Source organism: Sphingobacteriaceae bacterium, from assembly GCA_016715905.1.
Lineage (GTDB): Bacteria > Bacteroidota > Bacteroidia > B-17B0 > Aurantibacillaceae > Aurantibacillus.
In genome coordinates this window covers 292,668-314,217 of the sequence record JADJXI010000020.1, presented here as the reverse complement: position 1 = coordinate 314,217, position 21,550 = coordinate 292,668, and the positions used below count along the sequence as shown (strand labels likewise).

The 21,550-nt window shown below is 35.6% G+C and carries 17 protein-coding genes; 14 read left to right on the top strand and 3 right to left on the bottom strand.

What is annotated here, in order from left to right; translation table 11 throughout:
• Positions 1-31 precede the first annotated feature (31 nt).
• On the top strand, positions 32-409 hold the full coding sequence (locus IPM51_16760; protein MBK9285949.1) for a DUF4783 domain-containing protein: 378 nt from the start codon (positions 32-34) through the stop codon (positions 407-409).
• Positions 402-1,274: a carboxylating nicotinate-nucleotide diphosphorylase gene (gene nadC, locus IPM51_16755; GenBank protein ID MBK9285948.1), complete on the top strand. Its 873-nt coding sequence runs from the start codon at positions 402-404 to the stop codon at positions 1,272-1,274. The genes IPM51_16760 and nadC overlap by 8 nt, the downstream gene beginning before the upstream one ends.
• Here the strand turns inward: nadC and IPM51_16750 are convergent.
• Complete coding sequence (locus IPM51_16750; GenBank protein MBK9285947.1) at positions 1,264-2,505, bottom strand: hypothetical protein; 1,242 nt, start codon at positions 2,503-2,505, stop codon at positions 1,264-1,266. The two genes, nadC and IPM51_16750, sit on opposite strands and share 11 nt — an antisense overlap.
• Positions 2,506-2,607: 102 nt before the next feature.
• Here IPM51_16750 and deoC point away from each other — a divergent pair, with 102 nt between their 5' ends.
• The 7 genes from deoC to IPM51_16715 all read left to right on the top strand — a co-directional run bounded on the left by deoC (position 2,608) and on the right by IPM51_16715 (position 11,870).
• Complete coding sequence (deoC, locus tag IPM51_16745) at positions 2,608-3,513, top strand: deoxyribose-phosphate aldolase (protein ID MBK9285946.1); 906 nt, start codon at positions 2,608-2,610, stop codon at positions 3,511-3,513.
• Between the two features lie 25 nt (positions 3,514-3,538).
• Positions 3,539-4,987: an aldehyde dehydrogenase family protein gene (locus IPM51_16740; protein ID MBK9285945.1), complete on the top strand. Its 1,449-nt coding sequence runs from the start codon at positions 3,539-3,541 to the stop codon at positions 4,985-4,987.
• Positions 4,988-5,037: 50 nt separating this feature from the next.
• Complete coding sequence (locus tag IPM51_16735) at positions 5,038-6,360, top strand: hypothetical protein (GenBank protein ID MBK9285944.1); 1,323 nt, start codon at positions 5,038-5,040, stop codon at positions 6,358-6,360.
• Positions 6,361-6,568: 208 nt separating this feature from the next.
• Complete coding sequence (locus tag IPM51_16730; protein MBK9285943.1) at positions 6,569-7,594, top strand: pirin family protein; 1,026 nt, start codon at positions 6,569-6,571, stop codon at positions 7,592-7,594.
• 7 nt (positions 7,595-7,601) lie between these two features.
• Entirely contained in the window at positions 7,602-8,327 is a 726-nt protein-coding gene (locus IPM51_16725) for a hypothetical protein (GenBank protein ID MBK9285942.1), read from the top strand.
• Between the two features lie 14 nt (positions 8,328-8,341).
• Positions 8,342-10,231, top strand: coding sequence for a polysaccharide biosynthesis protein (locus tag IPM51_16720; protein MBK9285941.1), 1,890 nt, complete (start codon positions 8,342-8,344; stop codon positions 10,229-10,231).
• Between the two features lie 4 nt (positions 10,232-10,235).
• The gene (locus IPM51_16715; GenBank protein MBK9285940.1) at positions 10,236-11,870 is read left to right on the top strand and encodes an alkaline phosphatase family protein; all 1,635 of its coding nucleotides are present in this window, start codon (positions 10,236-10,238) and stop codon (positions 11,868-11,870) included.
• Positions 11,871-11,872: 2 nt separating this feature from the next.
• On the opposite strand, the gene IPM51_16710 is transcribed toward IPM51_16715, so the two are convergent.
• On the bottom strand, positions 11,873-12,943 hold the full coding sequence (locus tag IPM51_16710) for a 2Fe-2S iron-sulfur cluster binding domain-containing protein (GenBank protein ID MBK9285939.1): 1,071 nt from the start codon (positions 12,941-12,943) through the stop codon (positions 11,873-11,875).
• Between the two features lie 117 nt (positions 12,944-13,060).
• Between IPM51_16710 and paaA the strand changes: the two genes are divergently transcribed.
• Complete coding sequence (gene paaA / locus IPM51_16705) at positions 13,061-14,002, top strand: 1,2-phenylacetyl-CoA epoxidase subunit A (GenBank protein MBK9285938.1); 942 nt, start codon at positions 13,061-13,063, stop codon at positions 14,000-14,002.
• A 20-nt stretch (positions 14,003-14,022) separates the two neighbouring features.
• On the top strand, positions 14,023-14,310 hold the full coding sequence (gene paaB / locus IPM51_16700) for a 1,2-phenylacetyl-CoA epoxidase subunit B (GenBank protein MBK9285937.1): 288 nt from the start codon (positions 14,023-14,025) through the stop codon (positions 14,308-14,310).
• Between the two features lie 71 nt (positions 14,311-14,381).
• Here paaB and IPM51_16695 read toward each other — a convergent pair whose 3' ends face one another.
• A complete protein-coding gene (locus IPM51_16695) occupies positions 14,382-17,540 on the bottom strand; it encodes a gliding motility-associated C-terminal domain-containing protein (protein MBK9285936.1) in 3,159 nt (1,052 codons plus the stop codon).
• A gap of 180 nt (positions 17,541-17,720) precedes the next feature.
• On the opposite strand from IPM51_16695, the gene IPM51_16690 reads away from it, so the two are divergent.
• The 3 genes from IPM51_16690 to IPM51_16680 are packed head-to-tail and all read left to right on the top strand — an operon-like array spanning position 17,721 to position 21,485.
• Positions 17,721-20,330 carry an SBBP repeat-containing protein gene (locus tag IPM51_16690; GenBank protein MBK9285935.1) on the top strand — a complete coding sequence of 870 codons (2,610 nt, stop codon included), beginning with the start codon at positions 17,721-17,723 and terminating at the stop codon, positions 20,328-20,330.
• 11 nt (positions 20,331-20,341) lie between these two features.
• A complete protein-coding gene (gene paaC, locus IPM51_16685; GenBank protein ID MBK9285934.1) occupies positions 20,342-21,100 on the top strand; it encodes a phenylacetate-CoA oxygenase subunit PaaC in 759 nt (252 codons plus the stop codon).
• Positions 21,101-21,110: 10 nt separating this feature from the next.
• A complete protein-coding gene (locus IPM51_16680; GenBank protein MBK9285933.1) occupies positions 21,111-21,485 on the top strand; it encodes a hypothetical protein in 375 nt (124 codons plus the stop codon).
• Positions 21,486-21,550 lie beyond the last annotated feature (65 nt).

The window sequence follows — 21,550 nt, the reverse complement described above, 5'->3', positions numbered from 1 at the left end:
CGAAAAAATTCATTAACTTTGTAATATTACATTGAAAACAAGTTTATATATACTTTATCTTTTCTTTACCATACTTTTATCCCCAACTGATATTAGTGAAGAGATTGTTGCTGCAATAAAATCAGGCAAATCTTCTGAGTTGGTTAAATATTTTGATGAAAAAATCTCAATTAAAATTATCAATCAGGAAGATGTATTAAGTAAATCACAAGCAGAAGCTAACTTAAATTATTTTTTCAGTAAACACAGTGTAAAGTCTTATACTTCCAGTCAAAGCGGTAATAGTGTTAACAGTAGCGCACAATATATTACGGGAATTTTAGACACTTCAAACGGAAAGTTTAAAATTTCCATTTTAATCAAACGAAATCTCATTACCCAATTACGCATAGAGCCTTATAATGAGTAGTTATCTACAATTACATCGTAAACATTTCGACCTTCAACATTTTGTAACGCTTGCTTTAAAGGAAGATATACAAGATGGCGACCACACTGCTTTAGCCACACTACCCAAAAAGCGAAAAGGTAAAATGGAACTTAAAATAAAGGAAGATGGCGTGTTGGCCGGTGTTGAGGCGGCAAAAAAAATATACGCAATCATTGATCCAAAAATTTCATTTAAAAAAATTATAAATGATGGTGAGTCGGTAAAAAAAGGACAAATTGCCTTTAGGGTTTCAGGAAATACCCGAACGCTACTAAGTACCGAAAGATTAATTCTAAACATCATGCAGCGCATGAGTGGAATAGCAACTAAAACCAAAATGTTGCAAAATCTTTGTACCGGAACATCTACTCGCGTTATAGATACTCGCAAAACAACACCAAATTTCAGATTCTTTGAAAAATGGGCAGTGGTTTGTGGCGGAGGAGCTAATCATCGTTTTGGTTTATATGATATGATTTTAATTAAAGACAATCATATCGATTTTTGTGGTGGTATAACCAACGCAATTGATTCGGTAAATAAGTACTTAAATAAGAAAAATTTGAAGTTAAAAATTGAAATAGAAGCTAGAAGTATTGCAGATGTAAAAGAAATTTTAAAACACGGCAAGGTTCACCGTATTATGCTAGATAATTTTACTCCCGTACAAACTAAAACGGCTGTTCAATTAATAAATAAACGCTTTGAAACCGAATCATCAGGAGGAATTACTGAAAAAAATATCCGCAACTATGCTTTGTGCGGAGTTGATTTTATATCTATTGGGGCATTAACACACCATGTAAAAAGTTTAGATCTTAGTTTGAAAACTATTAGCCGTTAACTGTTTCTTTGTACGGATTTCTGGGTGTCCAATCACCCGGTTGTAAAAAGCTCACCAAGGTTTTCATTAGCATACGGGATATGGTGTTTTGCGGTTTAGCATAACAGAGCAATTCAACCGGCTTGGCCCCTACGGTAGTTTTAATTTCCGCAGCTGTTCTCCCTAAATTTACCTGCGAACAATTGTATTTAATTCCTTGTTTAATGTTCTCATACAATATATTCTGATACAACTCCAAATTTTTATTGTGTTCGTAATCAAATCCAATATAATGGGCTTCTAATGTTTTATCGCTTAGATTAAAAAAACTCGTAAAGGCAATTAATTGTTCGTTATGGAAAAATCCAACAATGTGGAAAAAGTCAGAGTACTGCTTTTTAACTTCAGAAAAATAATTTAAAGGCAGCTTCAATAGCTTAAATTTTGCATGTTCAAAAACCTGAGAGTACAAATTATAAATTTCTTTTTCATGCAAACACACTTCCTTTAAACTTAATTCTCTTTTCTCAAGTACCTCGCCGGTTTTTAATATAGTCTTTGCCCTATTTCGGTATTTTTTGGAGAATTGTCCAATATACGATTCCAAATCGTTCATCTCTTTTTTTAAATCGATAATCAAATTGGGTTCTACACTAAATCGAATATAATTTTCATCGTTTAGTAATTTCTCATAAGGGAGTTTATTTTCAAAATCTTTGATGAGTATAGAAGAAATTCCGCTTCGCATTTTTTCTTCTCTAGCTATTAAATCGGTAATTCCTTTTAATAATTCAATTCCTTTTCTTTGAGTAACAGAATCATCAAACATAAAACCATGCTGCCCGCTAATTAAATTGTTTCCAACGGTAAATAGGCGTAACAAGGTTTCTTCTTTATTAGCTTCAATGTAATTTTTAAAAAGTGAATGATTTGAAATATCACTGTCGCTATCAAACAAATTTTTGAAAACTCCAGCTTTAAAATCTACAACCTGAAAATAAAAAATAGCGCATGGTTTACCCTTTAGATAAATCAATAAGTACCGGGGCTTTAAAAGACTATGACTACATTGCTCAATTATTTTTAAGTACGCTCTGTCTAAAAATAGATTACGACCCTTTAATATTTCATCCCAATCTTCTCCTTTTATATTATCGGCACTGTCAAAAAGAGTAAAACTGCAGGTATCATTTAACTTGCGATTCGGTTGAAATCTCTTTTTGGTAGATATAGGTTTACAAAAAATAAACAATGTTTAAATGTAAGCTTAATTTAAAAGATGGGAGCCTAACAATTACTAAAAAAACTTAAAGTAGTCTATTTTCGATTTCACTATTTTAAGTATCTTTAAATCATAATTAAAACAAATTCATATATTGATAAAAGTCCTGCTATTGATCAGGTGGGAATTGAGGAACGTGTGGCACGCTTCAATTGCAGAAGTCTTAAAAAGGACACTAAGCTTTCCGGATTAAAACTTGCTCTGAACATGATTGACTTAACCACCTTAGAAGGAAAAGATACGGAAGGTAAAGTGAAACAAATGTGTCAGAAAGCTTTACATTTATTTGAAACCATTCCTGATTTGCCCCCCGTTGCGGCCGTATGCGTTTATCCCACTCATGTTAAAACCGCAAAATTAATTTTAAAAAATAGTCCGGTTAAAGTGGCATCGGTTGCTACCGCTTTCCCTAGTGGAAACTCAACACCTGAAATTAAAATTGCCGATACAAAATATGCCGTGGCTGAGGGAGCTGATGAAGTGGACATGGTGATAAGCCGAGGAGAGTTTTTAAAAGGAAATTATGATTTTGTTGGAGATGAAATAAGCGCAATAAAAGAGGCCTGTGGCTCTGCCCGATTAAAAGTAATATTAGAAACCGGAGAATTAAGCACGCTTGATAATATTAGAAAAGCCAGTGACATTGCCATACATGCCGGTGCAGATTTTATAAAAACTTCCACCGGTAAAATTCAACCTGCAGCTACCATGCCCGTAACTTTGGTGATGCTGGAAGCTATTAAGGATCATTATTTGAAAACCGGAAAAATGGTTGGCATGAAACCAGCGGGTGGAATCTCAACTGCAAAAAACGCACTGCAATATTTGGTTATGCTGTATGAAACTTTAGGACCAAAGTGGATGACTAACCAATGGTTTCGCTTTGGAGCTAGTTCATTAGCCAACGATATATTATTACAGCTAGGTAAAGAAAAATACGGAGTTTACTATAGTAAAGATTACATAAGCATTGATTAATAGCATTTGAAATTTAAAACTCAGCATGACAAGTCAAGATTTTAACTGGGCCTACGCCCCTGCCCCTGAATCCAAAGAACATATTCAAATAAAAAATCGTTATGATTTATTTATTAATGGCAAATGGGTGAAACCATCAAGTGGCAAATATTACGACACTATTAATCCCGCAACCGAAGAAAAAATAAGTAGCGTAGCCGAGGCCAATGAGAAGGATGTACATCTTGCAGTGGCAGCCGCTCGAAAAGCTTACGACACAGTTTGGAAAAAAATGTCGGGAGCAGATCGCGGAAAATATATTTACCGAATAGCCAGAATTATTCAAGAGAGATCGCGTGAATTAGCTGTTATTGAAAGTATGAATGGAGGCAAACCTATTCGCGAAAGCAGAGATTTTGATATCCCCACTGCAGCCAATCATTTTTTCTATTACGCCGGCTGGGCCGATAAGTTGGATTATGCATTTCCGGGCAAAAAACCAAAATCAATTGGCGTTGCTGCACAAATTATTCCTTGGAATTTTCCATTATTAATGGCGGCCTGGAAAATTGCTCCAGCTTTAGCAGCCGGAAATACTTTGGTTTTAAAACCAGCCGAATCAACTCCTCTCACTGCATTAAAACTTGCAGAGATTATAGAAGAAAGCGGATTACCTCCGGGAGTAGTAAATATCATAACCGGATTTGGTAATACCGGTGCCGCAATGGTTAATCATCCTAACGTGGATAAAATAGCATTTACCGGTAGCACTGATGTGGGGAAAATAATTCAAAAAACCATATCAGGAACTTCCAAAAAGGCCACTTTGGAGTTGGGCGGAAAAGCTGCCAATATTGTTTTTGACGACGCGCCCATTAACCAAGCCGTTGAAGGAATTGTAAATGGTATATTTTTTAACCAAGGTCACGTTTGTTGCGCCGGATCTCGTTTATTTGTACAGGAGAATGTGGCAGAAGAAGTGATTTCTAAATTAAAATCAAGAATGGACACCTTGATTGTTGGAGATCCTTTAGACAAAAATACTGACATTGGGGCCATTAACAGTAAAGAACAGTTGGATAAAATTAAATCATACCTTAAAATTGGTTTGGATGAAGGATTGGAATTGTTTCAATCATCTTGTACTGTTCCCAACAAAGGATTTTTTTGCAAGCCAACACTTTTTATTGGAGCTTCACAAAGCAACCGGGTTGTTCAGGAAGAAATTTTCGGACCCGTGTTGACTATTCAAACATTCAGAACAATTGAAGAAGTAATTGAAAAAGCAAACAATATCCCATACGGATTAAGTGCCGGAGTTTGGACCGACAAAGGTTCTAAAATATTTAATCTCACCAATCAATTAAAAGCCGGTGTGGTTTGGGCTAACACCTATAATAAATTTGATCCAAGCTCTCCATTTGGCGGATACAAGGAAAGTGGATTTGGCAGAGAAGGCGGACTACATGGTCTTGCAGCTTATTTAAATCTTTGAACCTTTCGTCTATACTAAATTTTGGACGTTTAAAAATATTAATCGTCTTAGTGTTTACCATCATTAGTTGGGTAAATATTAATCATTCTCGTTGGCAGAAAAATGATGTGTTGGATCATGATGTAGGTTTTTACTACAGTTATTTACCGGCACATTTTTATTTTCATGATTTAAGTTTAAACTTTATACATAAACCGGAATACAAACATTATTACAAATTATTTTCATACCCGCATGTAACTCCGCAACGGAATTATGTTATAAAGTCAACCATGGGAATGAGTATTACTTATCTTCCCTTTTTTATAACCGGGCACTATTTTGCAAAATTACTCGGTTATCCTATGACCGGTTATTCCACTCCTTATCAAATCGCCATACAATTCTCCTCCCTATTTTGGTTGTTAGTAGGATTAATTTATTTGTACAAAAGTCTGATTCAATTTTTTTCGGAAAAAGAAACGGGTATAGCTATTTTCGTTTTCATTTTTGGAACTAATGTTTTTTATTATACCACCATAGGAGCAGGTATGACACACATTACAGATTTCGGAATTGCATCGGCATTTATTTACTTTTGTCTTCAATGGCACCGTAGTCCAACTTTCAAATATGCACTACTCATTGGGTTAACCATAGGCCTTTTAACATTAATTCGTCCCATCAATATTATTTTTGTTCTATTCTTTTTACTTTTTTCGCACTCTGCAAAAGAAAGTATTCAACTTAAACTCAAAAGGTTTTGGCTTCATAAAGAAAAGTTAGCACTTATAGCTTTTATGGGCATATTAGTTTTTTTACCTCAATTACTTTATTGGAAAAAGCAAACCGGGCACTACTTTTTTAACTCGTACATAGGCGAACCCTTTTATTTTGCTAATCCGGAAATAATAAACGGACTATTTAGTTTCAGAAAGGGCTGGTTAATATATACTCCAATGTTATTTTTTGCGCTAGGTGGATTTTATGTGCTCTATAAAAATGGCAAATCCCTATTCTATCCTATTTTATTAATTACCGGCATTTACATATATGTTGTGTTCTCTTGGTGGTGTTGGTGGTATGGCGGTTCTTTCGGACAAAGAGCTTTAATTGAGATTTATCCATTTTTAATTTTTCCGTTTTGTATGTTTATTTCGAAAATGCACGCTTTTCAAAAAGGAGCAAAACTTATTTCAATTAGTTTAATTCTCTTTTTTCTTATTCTGAATTTATTTCAAAGCATGCAAGCTAAATGGAACATTATTCATTTCGACAGCATGACTAAAGAAGCATATTGGGATGCTTTTTTCAGAATAGAAGAAAATCCGGGTAGAGAAAAATATTTGGATCATCCTGATTATGAAAAAGCCAGATTAAGAGAAACAGATTAATTTACCAGTCTTATTAGATAATTGTTAAATCTTTAAAAAAGATAATACTTGTTTTTTCATTAGTTATCTTAGTAAAACTATTTAATCTAACATGCAACTAAAAAGAAGAGGATTTCTATCGCAGCTTTCGCTATTGATCACTACAGCTGTCATGGCACCGATTAAAGGAGTGTCCAAAAATTATAACGAACTATTAGATAATCACACTATGGCAAACGATCCTATATTAAAAATAAAAGAAATGGGTTTTCAGTGGGAAACGCAAGATCCTTTTTTATTCTGCGTTCATCATGAAGATAAATTCCCTAAAGGCAACGAACACATGGGGCCCGAAGCTTCCTATTTGCAAGGCCGACATATTGGTGATGATTTTATCATTAAATCGGGTTTCCGAATGTATCACGGTAAAACAGTTCCGGGTTTTCCGGGACATCCTCATCGAGGTTTTGAAACTGTAACTGTAGTAAGAGAAGGTATAGTAGATCACGCGGATAGTATGGGTGCTTCAGGGCGTTATGGTAACGGTGATGTACAATGGATGACCGCAGGAAAAGGCGTTCAGCATTCAGAAATGTTTCCGCTAATTCATTCAGATAAAGAAAATCCAATGGAACTTTTTCAGATCTGGCTTAATCTTCCTAAAAAAAACAAAATGGTTGAGCCTCATTTTAAAATGTTATGGCAAGAAACCATTCCGGTTATTAATTATAAAGATGCCTATGGAAATGAAACTAAAATAGAAGTAATAGCAGGCAACTTACAAGGCACTAAAGCCAATAATCCACCACCTAATTCTTGGGCCAATGAACCTGCACATGAAGTGGGAATTTGGAATATTAAAATGAAAAGCAATGCGGTTTGGACATTACCAAAAGCCTCTGTGGGTATTAACCGCACCTTATACTTTTACGAAGGCGAAATACTTTCGTTGAATGGAAAAAAATTAACCAAGTATCACTGTGTTGAGTTAAAACCCGAATTTGATGTTGAAATAATTAACGGAAATCACGAAACCAGTATACTTATTTTGCAAGGAAAGCCAATACAGGAACCGGTTATACAATACGGTCCTTTTGTGATGAACACCAAAGAAGAAATAAATCGCGCTTTTGAAGATTATCACGCTACACAATTTGGTGGCTGGCCCTGGCCAAGATACGATCAGGTGCATCCTAAAACATTAAAACGTTTTGCCAAGCACGCTGACGGTAAAGAAGAAATAAAAGAATCGTAAACACATCATGCGTTTTATTCAGTTATTCGCTTTACTTTTTATTTATCAAATCACATTTGGTCAAAAAACCCCTACTATTCAACCTCGCAAATACACTAGTGCGAAAAAAGAAAAAAAACAGGACCTAAATGATTTTGTGTGTGTGCTTCATGAAGAAAGCATCAACAAAGTACTTACTGCTATTGGCGACATTAAGGGAAGCAGTGATTATGAAATCATGCTCATTAAAGGCCAGTATCATTGGACAATAAAAGATGCAAAAATTAACATCAGGCCCGACAGCAGTTCATTTACTTGTGTTGCTCACGTTAATGTTGGTCCGTTTAATTATAAAACAGATGTGGTAGGAGATGTTAAAATAAATTACGACAATGATACCAATCTTATTTACATCCGAATAAGCCGAGCTATTTTTGAATTGTACACAGTGGTATTTGGTAAAAAAATTCATTTAAAAGATATTCATTTGGAGGATCATTTTAAGGACCCATTCACTTTTGAAGGTCCCAGAACCATGGCCACCGAAATGGAATTTACTATGCCGGATAGCACAAAAAAGAAAATATTTCTGGTTCCAATCGAATGCAATATGAAACTCAAATTCAAAGAAATTTGTACGGCCTGCGAAATTGCAGCCGCTGAGGTAAGAACCTTAAGTCCCATAAAACTCAGCCCACCTATTGAAGCGGTGAAATCATCAACCCAACACCCTTCACAACCGGATAAAAAATAGTAATTTTACATTGAATGTATAATTTATTCAAATTATTCTGGCAATACAATTTACCAAGGTGGTCAATACTTTTTATTGATACCCTAATCTGCGCCTTTGCTTTAAGCCTGTCTTTTTTTATTCGGTTTTATTTTGAAAAAGACAGCATGTCGGCAGAAGATAAAAATAATTTACCCTATGATTTTGTTATTGTTCTTGGCGTTCGTTTTATTTCTTTTTTTCTATCCAAAACTTATAAAGGTGTGGTTCGTTACACCAGTTCAAAAGACACCCTGCGCATTTTTGCCGTAGTATTAATCGGAAGTTTTCTCATCATGGCTATGAATTTGATCAGCAGATTTTTCATAACCGGAATATATTTTATACCTACTTCGGTGCTTATTATTGATGCATTGGTAACACTGTTTTTAATGATTACTTCTCGCTTAGCTGTTAAAGCCTTATACTTTGAAAGTAAAAATCCCAATAAAGAAAAAATTAATGTACTCATTTATGGCGCAGGTGAAGCCGGAATTATTACAAAAAGAACATTAGATCGCGATGCGGCAATAAAATACAAAGTAGCCGGATTTATAGACGATGATAAAGAAAAATTAGGGAGAAGTTTGGAAGGTGTTTTTATTTATCCTCTTAAGCAAATAGCCCAACTCATTGCAGAAAATAGTATTGAAATAGTTATTATTTCGATTCAAAATCTTAACCCGGTTAAAAAAAACGAAATAACAGATTTATGTTTACAAGAAGGCGTGAAAGTACTTCACGTTCCGCCTCCCACAAAATGGATTAACGGTGAATTAAGCTTTAATCAAATTAAAAGCATAAACATTGTTGATTTACTCGAGCGCGAACCCATTAAACTGGACAATGAAATCATAGCTAAACAAATAAATGATAAGATAATTTTAATTACCGGCGCAGCGGGAAGTATAGGAAGTGAATTAGCAAGACAATGCGCTAAATTCAAACCAAAAAAACTTTTTTTGTTAGATCAGGCTGAGAGTCCGTTGCATGAACTGGAATTGGAATTTAATGATCAATTTAAAAACTTAGCTTGTGAAGTTGTAATTGCTGATGTAAGAAATAAAGAGAGATTGCAGAATGTATTTGTAACTTTTAAACCCAATATTGTATTTCATGCTGCCGCATACAAGCACGTTCCTATGATGGAAAATAATCCATCAGAATCTATATTAACTAATATTTTGGGAACGAAAAATTGCGCTGACTTAGCTAATGAGAATCAGGTTGAAAGATTTGTAATGGTAAGTACAGATAAAGCTGTTAATCCAACCAGTGTAATGGGCGCCAGTAAACGAATTGCAGAAATTTATATTCAGAGTTTAGGTAAGCATTCTAACACAAAATTTATTACCACCCGATTCGGTAATGTTTTGGGCTCTAACGGTTCTGTTATTCCCAGATTTAAAAAACAAATTGAAGCAGGAGGCCCTGTTACCATAACTCACCCCGAAATCACGCGATACTTTATGACTATACCGGAAGCTAGTCAATTGGTATTGGAAGCCGCAGTAATGGGTAAAGGAGGAGAAATTTACGTTTTCAACATGGGCAAATCCGTCAAAATTCTGGAATTAGCCAAGAAAATGATACTGCTGTCCGGCCTGAAAGAAGGAAAAGATATTAAAATTGAATTTACAGGACTCCGACCCGGAGAAAAGTTATTTGAAGAATTACTTGCAGATAGTGAAAACACATTGCCCACGCATCATCCGCAGATATTAATTGGCAAAGTTAGAGAATACGAATATGAAACCGTAAAAAAAATAATTGAACAATTGATTGAATCGTTCAAAACTCAAAATAATGTTTTAATAGTTCAAAACATGAAAGATTTAGTGCCAGAATTTAAAAGTAATAATTCCGTATTTCAAACCTTAGATTAACCTGATGAATAAAATAATTTTTCTTCTAATTCAAATCATAGCAATTGCCGGCTTTTCTCAAAACAAACCCGCTAACGCGGAAAGTAAACCTAAACTAATTGTTGCCATTGTAGTTGATCAAATGCGTAATGATTTTATTTACAGATACTGGGATAGATTTGGAAACGGCGGATTTAAAAAATTAGTAAACAATGGGTTTTATTTTAAAAACGCCCACTTCAATTACATTCCAACTTTTACAGGGCCAGGTCATAGTTCTATATTTACCGGTACCACACCAAAATATCACGGCATTATTGCTAATGAATGGTTCGAAAAACAAAGTGGTAAAATGATTTATTGCGTTCAGGACGATCAGGCAAAAAGTATTGGTACCAAAAGTAAAAATGGTAAAAAATCACCACGCAATCAATTGAGCACTACAATTGGTGACGAAATGAAATTAAGCAACACCAAATCAAAAGTATTTGCGGTTTCTATTAAAGACCGAAGTGCCGTTTTACCTGCCGGTCACGCTGCTGACGGAGCTTTTTGGTTTGATGATGCAAGCGCTGATTTTATAAGTTCAGATTTTTATATGCAACAATTACCAACCTGGCTGAATGAATTTAATGAAAAAAAATTAACGCAAAATTATTTAAATGGCATTTGGTCTACTCTTTATCCAATAGGATCTTATACCAATTCATTAGCCGACGATAATGAATATGAAAATCCATTTCCGGGAAGTGAAAAACCGGTTTTTCCTTATCCCTTAAAAGACTTTATCACGGAAAAAAAATGGGGTGTAATTAAATCAACTCCTTTTGGAAACAGCTTAACAAAAGACCTGGCCTTAGCTTGCCTTCAAAACGAAGGATTGGGGAAAGATGATTACACCGATTTTTTTAGCGTGAGTTTCTCCTGTACGGATATTATTGCACATGCTTTCGGTCCCCGCTCGATAGAAGTGGAAGACACCTATCTTCGACTTGATAAAGACTTGGAACAAATTATTGATTATTTAGATAAAAATGTAGGCAAAGATAATTACACCCTTTTTCTTACAGCTGATCATGGCGCTTCTGATGTTCCTGCTCATTTAATTAATAATAAAATTCCCGCAGGAAACATTAATTCCGACCTTATTCATAAGCAAATTCTAAATTTTTGTCATGAAAATTATGGAGACAGCACGATAATTGAAAATGTAAGTAATGAACAAATTTTCTTGAAAGAGGTTAAACTAAAAGAATTGAAAATCAATAAAGATGAAATTGAAAATAAAATCAGCAATTATATAATCGGTTTAAATGGAATTGCAGAAGCATATTCGTCAGCCAGATTAAAAAACACTGAAGCAGTAAAAAACAAAATGCTAGCCTTATTAAGCAATGGTTACAACCATAAGCGAAGCGGGAATGTAGCATTTACTTATCAACCCGGATGGATGGATCATCCTTCAAAAGGAACCACACATGGCACGGGTTATAATTACGATACACACGTACCCGTATTGTTTTATGGTAAAGGAATAAAAAATGGAAATTATACAGGATACATAGATATCACACAAATTGCTCCTACCATTTGTGAATTGATTAAAGTGAATAGCCCAAGTGCTACTTTCAGTGAATCACTGAATCAATACTTAAAATAAATTTAAACTGCGTCGTAATCCACTACCACTTTTTCAGTTAATGGATGAGCTTGACAAGTTAAAACATAACCATCGGCAACTTCCGAATCGGTTAATGCAAAATTCGCATCCATTTTCACTTTTCCTTCCAAAACTTTAGCGCGGCAAGTACAACAAACAGCGCCTTTGCAGCTGAACGGAGCGTCCACACCGGCATCAATGGCAGCATCTAAAATACTACTTCCGTTTGTTTCTAAATCAAATTTGGTTTCAATTCCATATTGTAATATGGTAATTTTACTTTTCACATGGGCACCTGAATCCGACTGTTCTGCTTTCTGAACGGCTTCAGCAACTGCAGTGAAATATTCAATATGAATTTTTTCTTTTGACATCTTTAACGCCTCTAACGCTAATTTGGCATTTTCCATCATTGGACCAGGACCACATATGAAATATTCATCAGCGGCAGTACAATTAAAATTTTTAAGTAAGGCTGTTGCCTTTTCTTGTGTAATAATACCGGTTTGCAAATCTGATATCTTCGTTTCAGGCGTTTCAAAAACATAAATTACATGGAGTTGTTTATGCTGCGCCTGAAGAGAGTCAATTTCCTTTTTAAAGATTGTGCTCGCTTCATTTTTATTAGCATAAATTAACGTTATGCTACTTTGTTTTTCCACGTACAAAATACTCTTTAAAATGCTAGCCATCGGAGTAATTCCACTTCCTCCGGCAAATAAAACATAATTCTTTTTTGAGCTTCCGTTTAAGGGTGTGTAAAAATTTCCCATTGGAGTCATAACCTCAACCGCATCACCAACTTTTAATTGAGAATTTAAATAGCTTGAAACTCTGCCGTCTTTCACTGCTTTAACCGCCACTCTTAATTCATTCTCACTATAAGGTGAAGTACAAATACTATAACTTCGGCGTAACTCTTCACCGTTTATATTCATTTTTAAAGTAATATACTGCCCGTGCTTATATTGATAAGGGATCTGTAAAACCGGAGGAACATCAAATAATATTGAAACCGCATCGGCAGTTTCTCGTCTTATTTCTTTAATTTTTAATGTGTTAAATTTTGACATAACTAAATATTAGCGGCAAAAATAAGAATTAATTACTAAAACCTGCTAAAGGTCATTTTATAAGCCATTTTGAATTATTATGTTTGGTAAAATATATCGAAGGACTATATTTGTATTATGGAAAATCAGAAACCGGAAGAATTATTTGAAGATAAATTATCTAAGAATGATGTGATAGAACCAAAAGATTGGATGCCAGAAAATTATCGTAAACATCTGATCCGTCAAATCTCTCAGCATGCACACAGTGAAGTTGTGGGTATGTTACCTGAAGGAAATTGGATAACGCGTGCGCCCAGTTTAAGAGCAAAACTAGTTTTATTGGCTAAAGTGCAGGATGAAGGAGGCCACGGTTTATACCTGTATACTGCAGCTGAAAGTTTGGGTGTTAGCCGAGATGAATTATTGGAAGCATTACATACAGGTAAAGCTAAATATTCTTCTATTTTTAATTATCCAACGCTTACTTGGGCTGATATTGGCGCTGTAGGATGGTTAGTAGATGGAGCCGCAATCATGAATCAGGTTATGTTGCAACGAACAAGTTATGGACCTTATGCCAGAGCTATGGTTAGAATTTGTAAAGAGGAAAGTTTTCATCAAAGACAAGGTTATGAAATTATGACCCGTATGTCTTTCGGTACGCCGGAACAAAAAGCAATGGCCCAGGACGCAATTAACAGATGGTGGTTTCCTACATTAATGATGTTTGGACCTCCTGATTCTGAAAGTCCGAATAGTGAAAATGCTTTAAAATGGAGAATTAAGAGAGAATCCAACGATCAATTGCGTCAACGATTTGTAAATCAAACGGTGGAACAGGCGGAATATTTAGGGCTAACCATTCCGGATAAAAATTTAAAATGGAATGAGAGCAAACAAGGTTATGATTTTTCAGAGCCTGATTGGAGCGAATTTAAAAATGTTATAAAAGGTAATGGCCCTTGTAATAAAGAAAGATTGGCCGCCCGAAATAAAGCGCATGATGATGGAGCTTGGGTAAGAGCCGCCGCCGCCGCTTACGGTAAAAAACAAATGGAAGAATTTATTGCAGCATAAAATTTTAAAAATTAATAAGTATGAGTGATAGTCAAGGCCCATTATGGGAAGTATTTGTACAAAAAAAAGCAGGGCAACCTTTTGTTCACTGCGGAAATATACATGCCTTTGATAAAGAAATGGCATTACAAAATGCACGTGATACCTATACCCGCAGAGGAGAAGGAATGGCTTTGTGGGTAGTTCCTACGAATTGTATAGTGGCATCAAGCCCTGAAGATCAAGGTCCATTCTTTGAGCCTAGCAACGATAAAGTTTACCGACATCCAACTTTTTATCCTTTACCCGATGCAATTAAGCATATGTAATTTCTTATTAAAATAAAATTAAAAAAAATCCCCTTCTATTTTGAAGGGGATTTTTTTATTTGAAATTACTTTTATTTGAGTAGAGAAACATGGCCTACATAATCTTTCTTATTGTTGTTTTTATCGGTCACTACAACTTTATATACAAAGGTATTGTCTTTCGCAATTTTACCTTTAATACTTCCGTCCCAAGCTTGGGTTAATTCATCACTACTGAAAATTTTAACTCCCCAACGATCAAAAATATCCATGTGGTAAGTATTTATTCCAAATCCTTTCGGTTGGAAGGTGTCATTAACGCCATCACCATCCGGAGTAAATACATTTGGAATGTATAAACCGAAATCACCTTCAATGTGTACCGCCTTGGTGATAGTATCTTTACAACCCCAAACATTTTCAATAATTAAAGTAACCGGATAAGATCCTGCCTTATAATAAACTTTTGATGGATTCTGATGAAAAACTTGCTCAGGTTGATCACCACCAAAATTCCATTCCCACTTATTAATGTTTGGCCCTAATGATCCATCCGTGAAATTCAGTAATTCATTCTCTAAAGGACTACCCGGACCATAATGAAAATCTGCTCTTGGCGTTGGATGTGCATTAGCTGTAAATGATGCAATGTTTGAACATCCATAAGTATCGGTATAGGAAACTCTTAAAGTTTTAGATCCTTCTTTGGTTAAACAGTAATTAAATACAGGCCCAATACTTGTTCCTGTATTGTCCATGTTCCAATAGGTTTGTTGGATATTTGAATTGGTTATCAATTCATAACTTGCACAATATGGAGCGCAAAGCCCATTCACATTGGTGGTGATGCTAGCCACCGGTAAGGGACGAACCACTAAATCCGCAGTAACTTGCCCCTGACATCCTTTATCATCAATTACCCCTAATGTATAAGTACCCGTAAAATCTACACTATTCACCAGCAACGTTGTATTTTGATCATGTGACACAAAATTATTTGGCCCTATCCAGTTATACAACATTCCTCCTTCACTATAAAAATAGGCAGTACTTCCAAAACATAAGTTAGGAGTTACTGTAATACTTGGCACTGGTTGTGGATATACTGTTAAAGTTGTTCCGGCAGAAAGCGAGCAACCGTTAGGTGCAAATGCGGTTACTACGTATGAACCGGTTTGTGAAGGTTGAAGATTCGGGAAAATTATTGAAGGCTGAGCCGATACAAAATTATTAGGCCCTACCCAACTATAGCTTACACCGCCAGTGGCAGATATTGAAGCAGTATGTCCAATACAAACTTCATCCCCTACAACATTTAATTTAGGTAAGGGCAATACCGTAACAGTTAATAAACTTTTGTTTACGCAACCGTTTGCGTCTGTTCCGGTAACGGTATAAACTCCTCCCGCAAGAACAGGAACCCCTGTTAATGTATTATTAGCAGCAGTACTGGTATAATTAACCGGACCATTAATCAGATAAATTAAAGCGCCGGATGCATCTAAAAATAAATCGCTCGACTCACAAATAGGCGAATTACTTTGAAGAATAGGATTAGGTAATGGATTTACCAAAACTTCCGTTGTTGCAGTGGAAGTACAGAATCCATCACTTGCGGTTACCATATAAATTCCACTTTGGGCCGGCTGAATATTTGTGATAATTGGGTTTTGTGCATTTGATGCAAAACCCGGGCCAACCCAATTATAAGTGGTAACCTGCGTACCGTTAGCAAATAACTGAGCATTTTCACCTGCACAATATGTTCCGCTATTGTTGGCAGTTACCTGTGGGTTTAAAACGGTGACTAAAATACTTCCGGTAGTTGCACAAGTATTGTCAATGACATTTACATTATACACACCCGACATTTGCGGAACTGCTCCGCCAATTGTAGGACTTTGCACGGCACTAACAAAACCATTAGGCCCCGACCATTGATAAATGCTGGTTCCTGTGGTATTTAAATTTATAGTTCCTCCAATACAAACCGGCGAATTGCTATTTAAATTAACCACCGGATAAGGTGTAACAGAAATATTAAAAGCTGCTGTAGCTGTACATCCGTTAGTTGTTCCTGTTGCAGTATAAGCAGAGGTAACCGGTGGATTCGCAGTTCCTGTAGTTGGACCTGTTTGTCCAATACCCAATGACCAAACAAATGAATTAGCTCCTACTCCATTTACAGTTACAGTTGCACCCTGACAAATAGAAGTAGAAGCCACCGAAATAGTTGGTGAAGGATTTACAACAAAACATACTGGCGTACTCGCAACGGTTCCACCGCATCCGGTAGTTACTAATCGATAACAATAATTTCCTTGTGTAAGAGTTGATGTTACAACTGTTGTTCCGGTTTCCCCGGGTATAGGAGCCCATGGACCTCCACCATTAGTGGCAAATTCCCATTGACGAGCACCACTTGAACTTGAAATAGATATTTGATTGGTTTGTCCTTCACAAATGGAAGGAATAGCTGAAGCGGTTCCTACAGTTGGAACCACGGTAAATGCTACAATAGTTATTTGAGTTGATGCAGACCAGCAAGAACCCGGTGTATTTCCTGCTACCAATAATGTATACGTTGTAGTTGTACTTGGTGTTGCAACCGGACTTGGACAATTCACACAGCTTAATCCAGCAGCAGGCGTCCAGGTATAACTCACACCACCGCCGCCTCCGCATCCACCTTGAACAGTAGATGTTAATTGCGAAGGTTGAGGAAAACACACTGCACTTGGCGTTGCGGTAACTGAAACAGAAGAAGGACTCGGTATACCAGGTAAAGTAAACGAAACCGGTGCTGACCATGGACTTGGAGAACCATTATTATATGTTTCTCTCCATCTAAATTGATATCCACCACCCTGACATAAACTTGATAAATTCAAAGTCATTTGAGGCAAAGCCATTGGATTGGAAGTTCTAGTGAAAGGAGGCGAAGTATAAAAAAACGGACCTACTCCGGGAAACGCTTGACCTTGGCAAATTAATTCAACTTCTACTCTATTGTTCTGGCAATTCAACCAAATAGTAACCGAATTCATATTAAGTAATAATGAATTACTTCCAACCGGACCCACAATCATTGAGCTGGTTAAAACAGGAGTATTTAACGCTGTACATGCCTTTGTCTCAGGCAAACTAATCCAAAAAAGTAGGGAAATCAACGCAAGTTTCATAAAACGACTAACCTGATTTTTTATATTTAATTTTCCTTCCATTGTCTCTGAATATTCAGTTTTTAACATATTTGACAAAATTAGGTTAATTGAAATTAAAATGAGGTATATGTCCTTCATTGATAGTTCCTCTTCACTCATTTATATCTAAAATTTACCCATTTAACATATTTAAAAACTTAAATTCAACAACTAAGTGCTTGATTATGTTGAAATTCACTATTTTTGGAAAAACGCTATATTAATTAAATGAAGAATATCCTTTTCATAGCCATTTTCGTCCATTTATCCTTTTGTTTGTCCGCTTTTAACAATAGCGGCAATAAAGGCTTTATTGAAAACAAGGGCCAAATGGTGGATCAGCATTATAACTTTAACAACGAAGTTTTGTTTTCATTTTATACCAATAAATATATTGTGCATTTAAATCAAAAAGGATTTTCTTATGAAATTCGTTCCATTCAAAATGTTCCGGAGATAGATCCAAAAAACAAAAGAACACTTGATCCGGTTGCATTTGAAAAAACAAGCATATTGAGTAACAGAATTGATGTTGAATTTATCAATCCCTTACCGCCAAACATTCAACCGGCCAATAAATTAAGTGCTCAATACAATTACATTGTAAATGGCAGGGAAATCTACAATGTTTTTTCTTATCAAAAAGTCACTTATACAAACATTTTTAATAATATAGACATTGAGTTTTTAGCTGATCAGAACGCTTTTAAATATAATATCATTTTAAATCCCGGTGCAAACATCAATGATATTCAGTTTTTAATTAATGGGGCTGATAAAATTGAATTACAGAATAATCAATTGCAGTTGAGTTGCAAACTCGGCAGTATAACAGAAAATATTCCAAAAAGTTTTTATAGCGACGAGGTAGAAAAAAGTATTCCTATACAATTTCAATTACAAAAAAACAAACTTACTTTTACCGGAGAGTACTCAAAAAATAAAAAATTAATTATTGACCCCAGTTCAAATTTAATTTGGGGCACTTTTATTGGAGGCACACAACTTGAATATTGTTCCGCCATGTCTGTTGATGCCTCAGACAATTTATATATTACCGGACATAGTTTTAGTACAAATAATATCGCCACTTTGGGCGCTTTTCAAACTACTTTAGCAGGAAGTTGTGATACTTACTTATCTAAATTTAATAGCAACGGAAATTTAATTTGGAGTACGTACATGGGTAGTGTAAACTATGAGACTTCATTTGCTATTTATGTTGATCCTGCCGGCAACGCTTATATTACGGGTAACACAGCCAGCACCGTTAATGTTACGAGCCCGGGCGCTCATCAAACAGTTTATGGTGGAGGAATTGATGATGCAACCTTGGCAAAGTTTAACACTAACGGTCAGCGTTTATGGTGCACTTATTACGGAGGCAATGGACATGATATTGGCTATTGTTTAAGCACAGATTCTAACGGCAACATCCTTTTGGGTGGCCATACGGAAAGTACTAATACCGGAAATTGCATTGCTACGCCGGGCGTTTATAATAATGTATTTACATTTTCAAGTGATGGTTTTGCGGCTAAGTTTACTACCGGCGGGGTAAGAATTTGGGGTACTTTTTATGGAGAAAGCGGATTTGACGAAGTTTGGGGCATAGGCTGTGATGCGGGAGATAATATATACATTACAGGATTTACCAATAGCTTAAATAATATCGCAACCTTCCCTTCTCATCAACCTTTTTTTGCTGGTGGTATTGACGATGGCTTTTTGGCAAAACTGAGTCCGAATGCTACAACATTAATTTGGGGTACCTACTTTGGCGGAAGCGGAGATGATCGCGGAGATGTTTTGGAAATTAATCAAGATGGTAATATTATAATTGCCGGTAAAACCACAAGCTCAAATTCTTATACCACCCCGGGTTGTTATCAGCCCGCCATGGGAAGTTCTGATGACTGTTATTTAGCCAGTTTTGATTCTAATGGAAATGTAAACTGGTCTACCTACTTTGGAGGAGATCAGTCGGATTATATCTACGATATCTTATTAGATTCTGATGATAATATTCTATTTTGTGGTCAAACGCTTAGTACAAATTCCATTAGTGTGGCCGATGCATATCAACCGGCCATTGGACAAATAAATACGTATGATGCATTTTTTGTTAAATATAAACCTAACGGTCATAAAATTATTGGTTCATATTTTGGAAACTCCGGCGAAGATTACGGCAGAGGTTTGGCCATTGATAATACAGGCAAATTGTATTTATGCGGAGAATCTACTAGTACGCTTGGTTTAACTACACTTGGCGCTTATCAACCAAATAATGGCGGATCGCAAGATGGATTTTTAGCTAAGTTTTGTCTCTCACCAAAGCCCAGCATTATTCCCGCAACTACTAAAACGCTTTGCTTAAATGACACGTGGACTTTAACCGGTTCACCGGGTTATAACAGTTATTTTTGGAATATTGGCTCCACCTCAAATTCTATTGTATTAAATGCTTTACCGCAGGGAGATCATTATTATACGGTTTTAGTTACTGATCAATTTGGCTGCACCGGCGTTTCTGACTCGGTTAAAGTAATCGTGCTAAATTGCATAACAAATATTGAGGAAGAATTAAACGCCTCGCGACTAAAAATTTATCCAAATCCGGTAAATAACCATTTACAAATAGATAATTTGCAATTAAATCGTGATGAAAAAAACGAATTGCAAATTTATTCTTCCACAGGCCAATTAATATTACAAAAACTGATTTTAAGCAGTTCGGAAATTGTGAATACTTCCGAACTTCATCCGGGTTATTATACCCTTGAAATAAAAACAGGGGATAAAACAAGTGTTTTTAAATTTTTAAAAAATAATTAAATTAGCAAACTATGAACAAACAAGAGGCTTTATTTAAATACGTATTGCGACTGGGAGATAATAGCGTAGTACTTGCACAAAGACTTTGCGAGTGGACCGGCGTTGGACCTTTTTTAGAAGAAGATTTGGCATTAACCAATATTTCATTGGATATTTTTGGTCAAGGACGGAATTTACTGGAATATGCCGGACGCATAGAAGGAAAGGGAAGAACAGAAGATACTTTAGCTTTTCACAGAAATGACCGCGAATATTTTAATTTTTTAATTTGCGAACAAAGTAATGGCGATTACGCTAAAACAATAATGCGTCAGGCCCTTATCGATTGCTTTGATTTTTTATACTACTCAGAACTTTTAAAAAGTAGCGACGAAACGATTCGGGCTATTGCTGAAAAATCAATAAAAGAAATTACTTATCATAAAAGACATAGCTTTAGTTGGGTGAAACGATTTGGCGGAGGAACCGATGAAAGTAAAGAAAGAGCGCAAAATGCATTAAATGAACTTTGGCGATTTACAGGTGAGTTTTTTGAAAAAGACGAAGTGGATGAACTGATGATTAAAGAAAGAATAGCTCCCGATGTAAATAAATTAAAAGATCAGTGGGAGAAAGAAATAAACAACTTATTAAGCGAAGCCGGATTGAAAATTCCCACAGAAGTTTTTATGCAAATGGGAGGCAGAAAAGGAATTCATACTGAGCAACTTGGTTATTTATTAAATGAAATGCAATCTTTGCCTCGAATGTATCCTGAGGCTAAATGGTAAATATTAAATAATGTGCTTAAAAAAAATATTGTTTTGTTTTTTAGTTTTAATTGGCATTAATTCATTCGCACAGTCCGAAGAACCCATTCTAGTTAAACCTAAAACCGAATACTCCTATTCCTTAAAAAGTAATTTGAAGCTTTCTTCGGCACATAACTTAATCCCCGATGTGGCAACGGATATTAAAATTATCAATTATGAAATTGGTTTTGATCGCGAGGGAAAGCACTCCGTTATTAAAGGTAAAAAGGAAGATTTTATTACTCAACTTAACGCTTCGCTAAAAAAATCCGATTTAAATTCAAAATTCTTATTGTATTTACAATTTATGGATGCCGATGATAGCATTCATTCCAATCGATACGTAGTTAACATTACGGAATGATGTCTTTAAAAGATGATTTCAAAAAAATAGCCCCTTTTTTTCCCGACATATGGCAGTATCTGGTT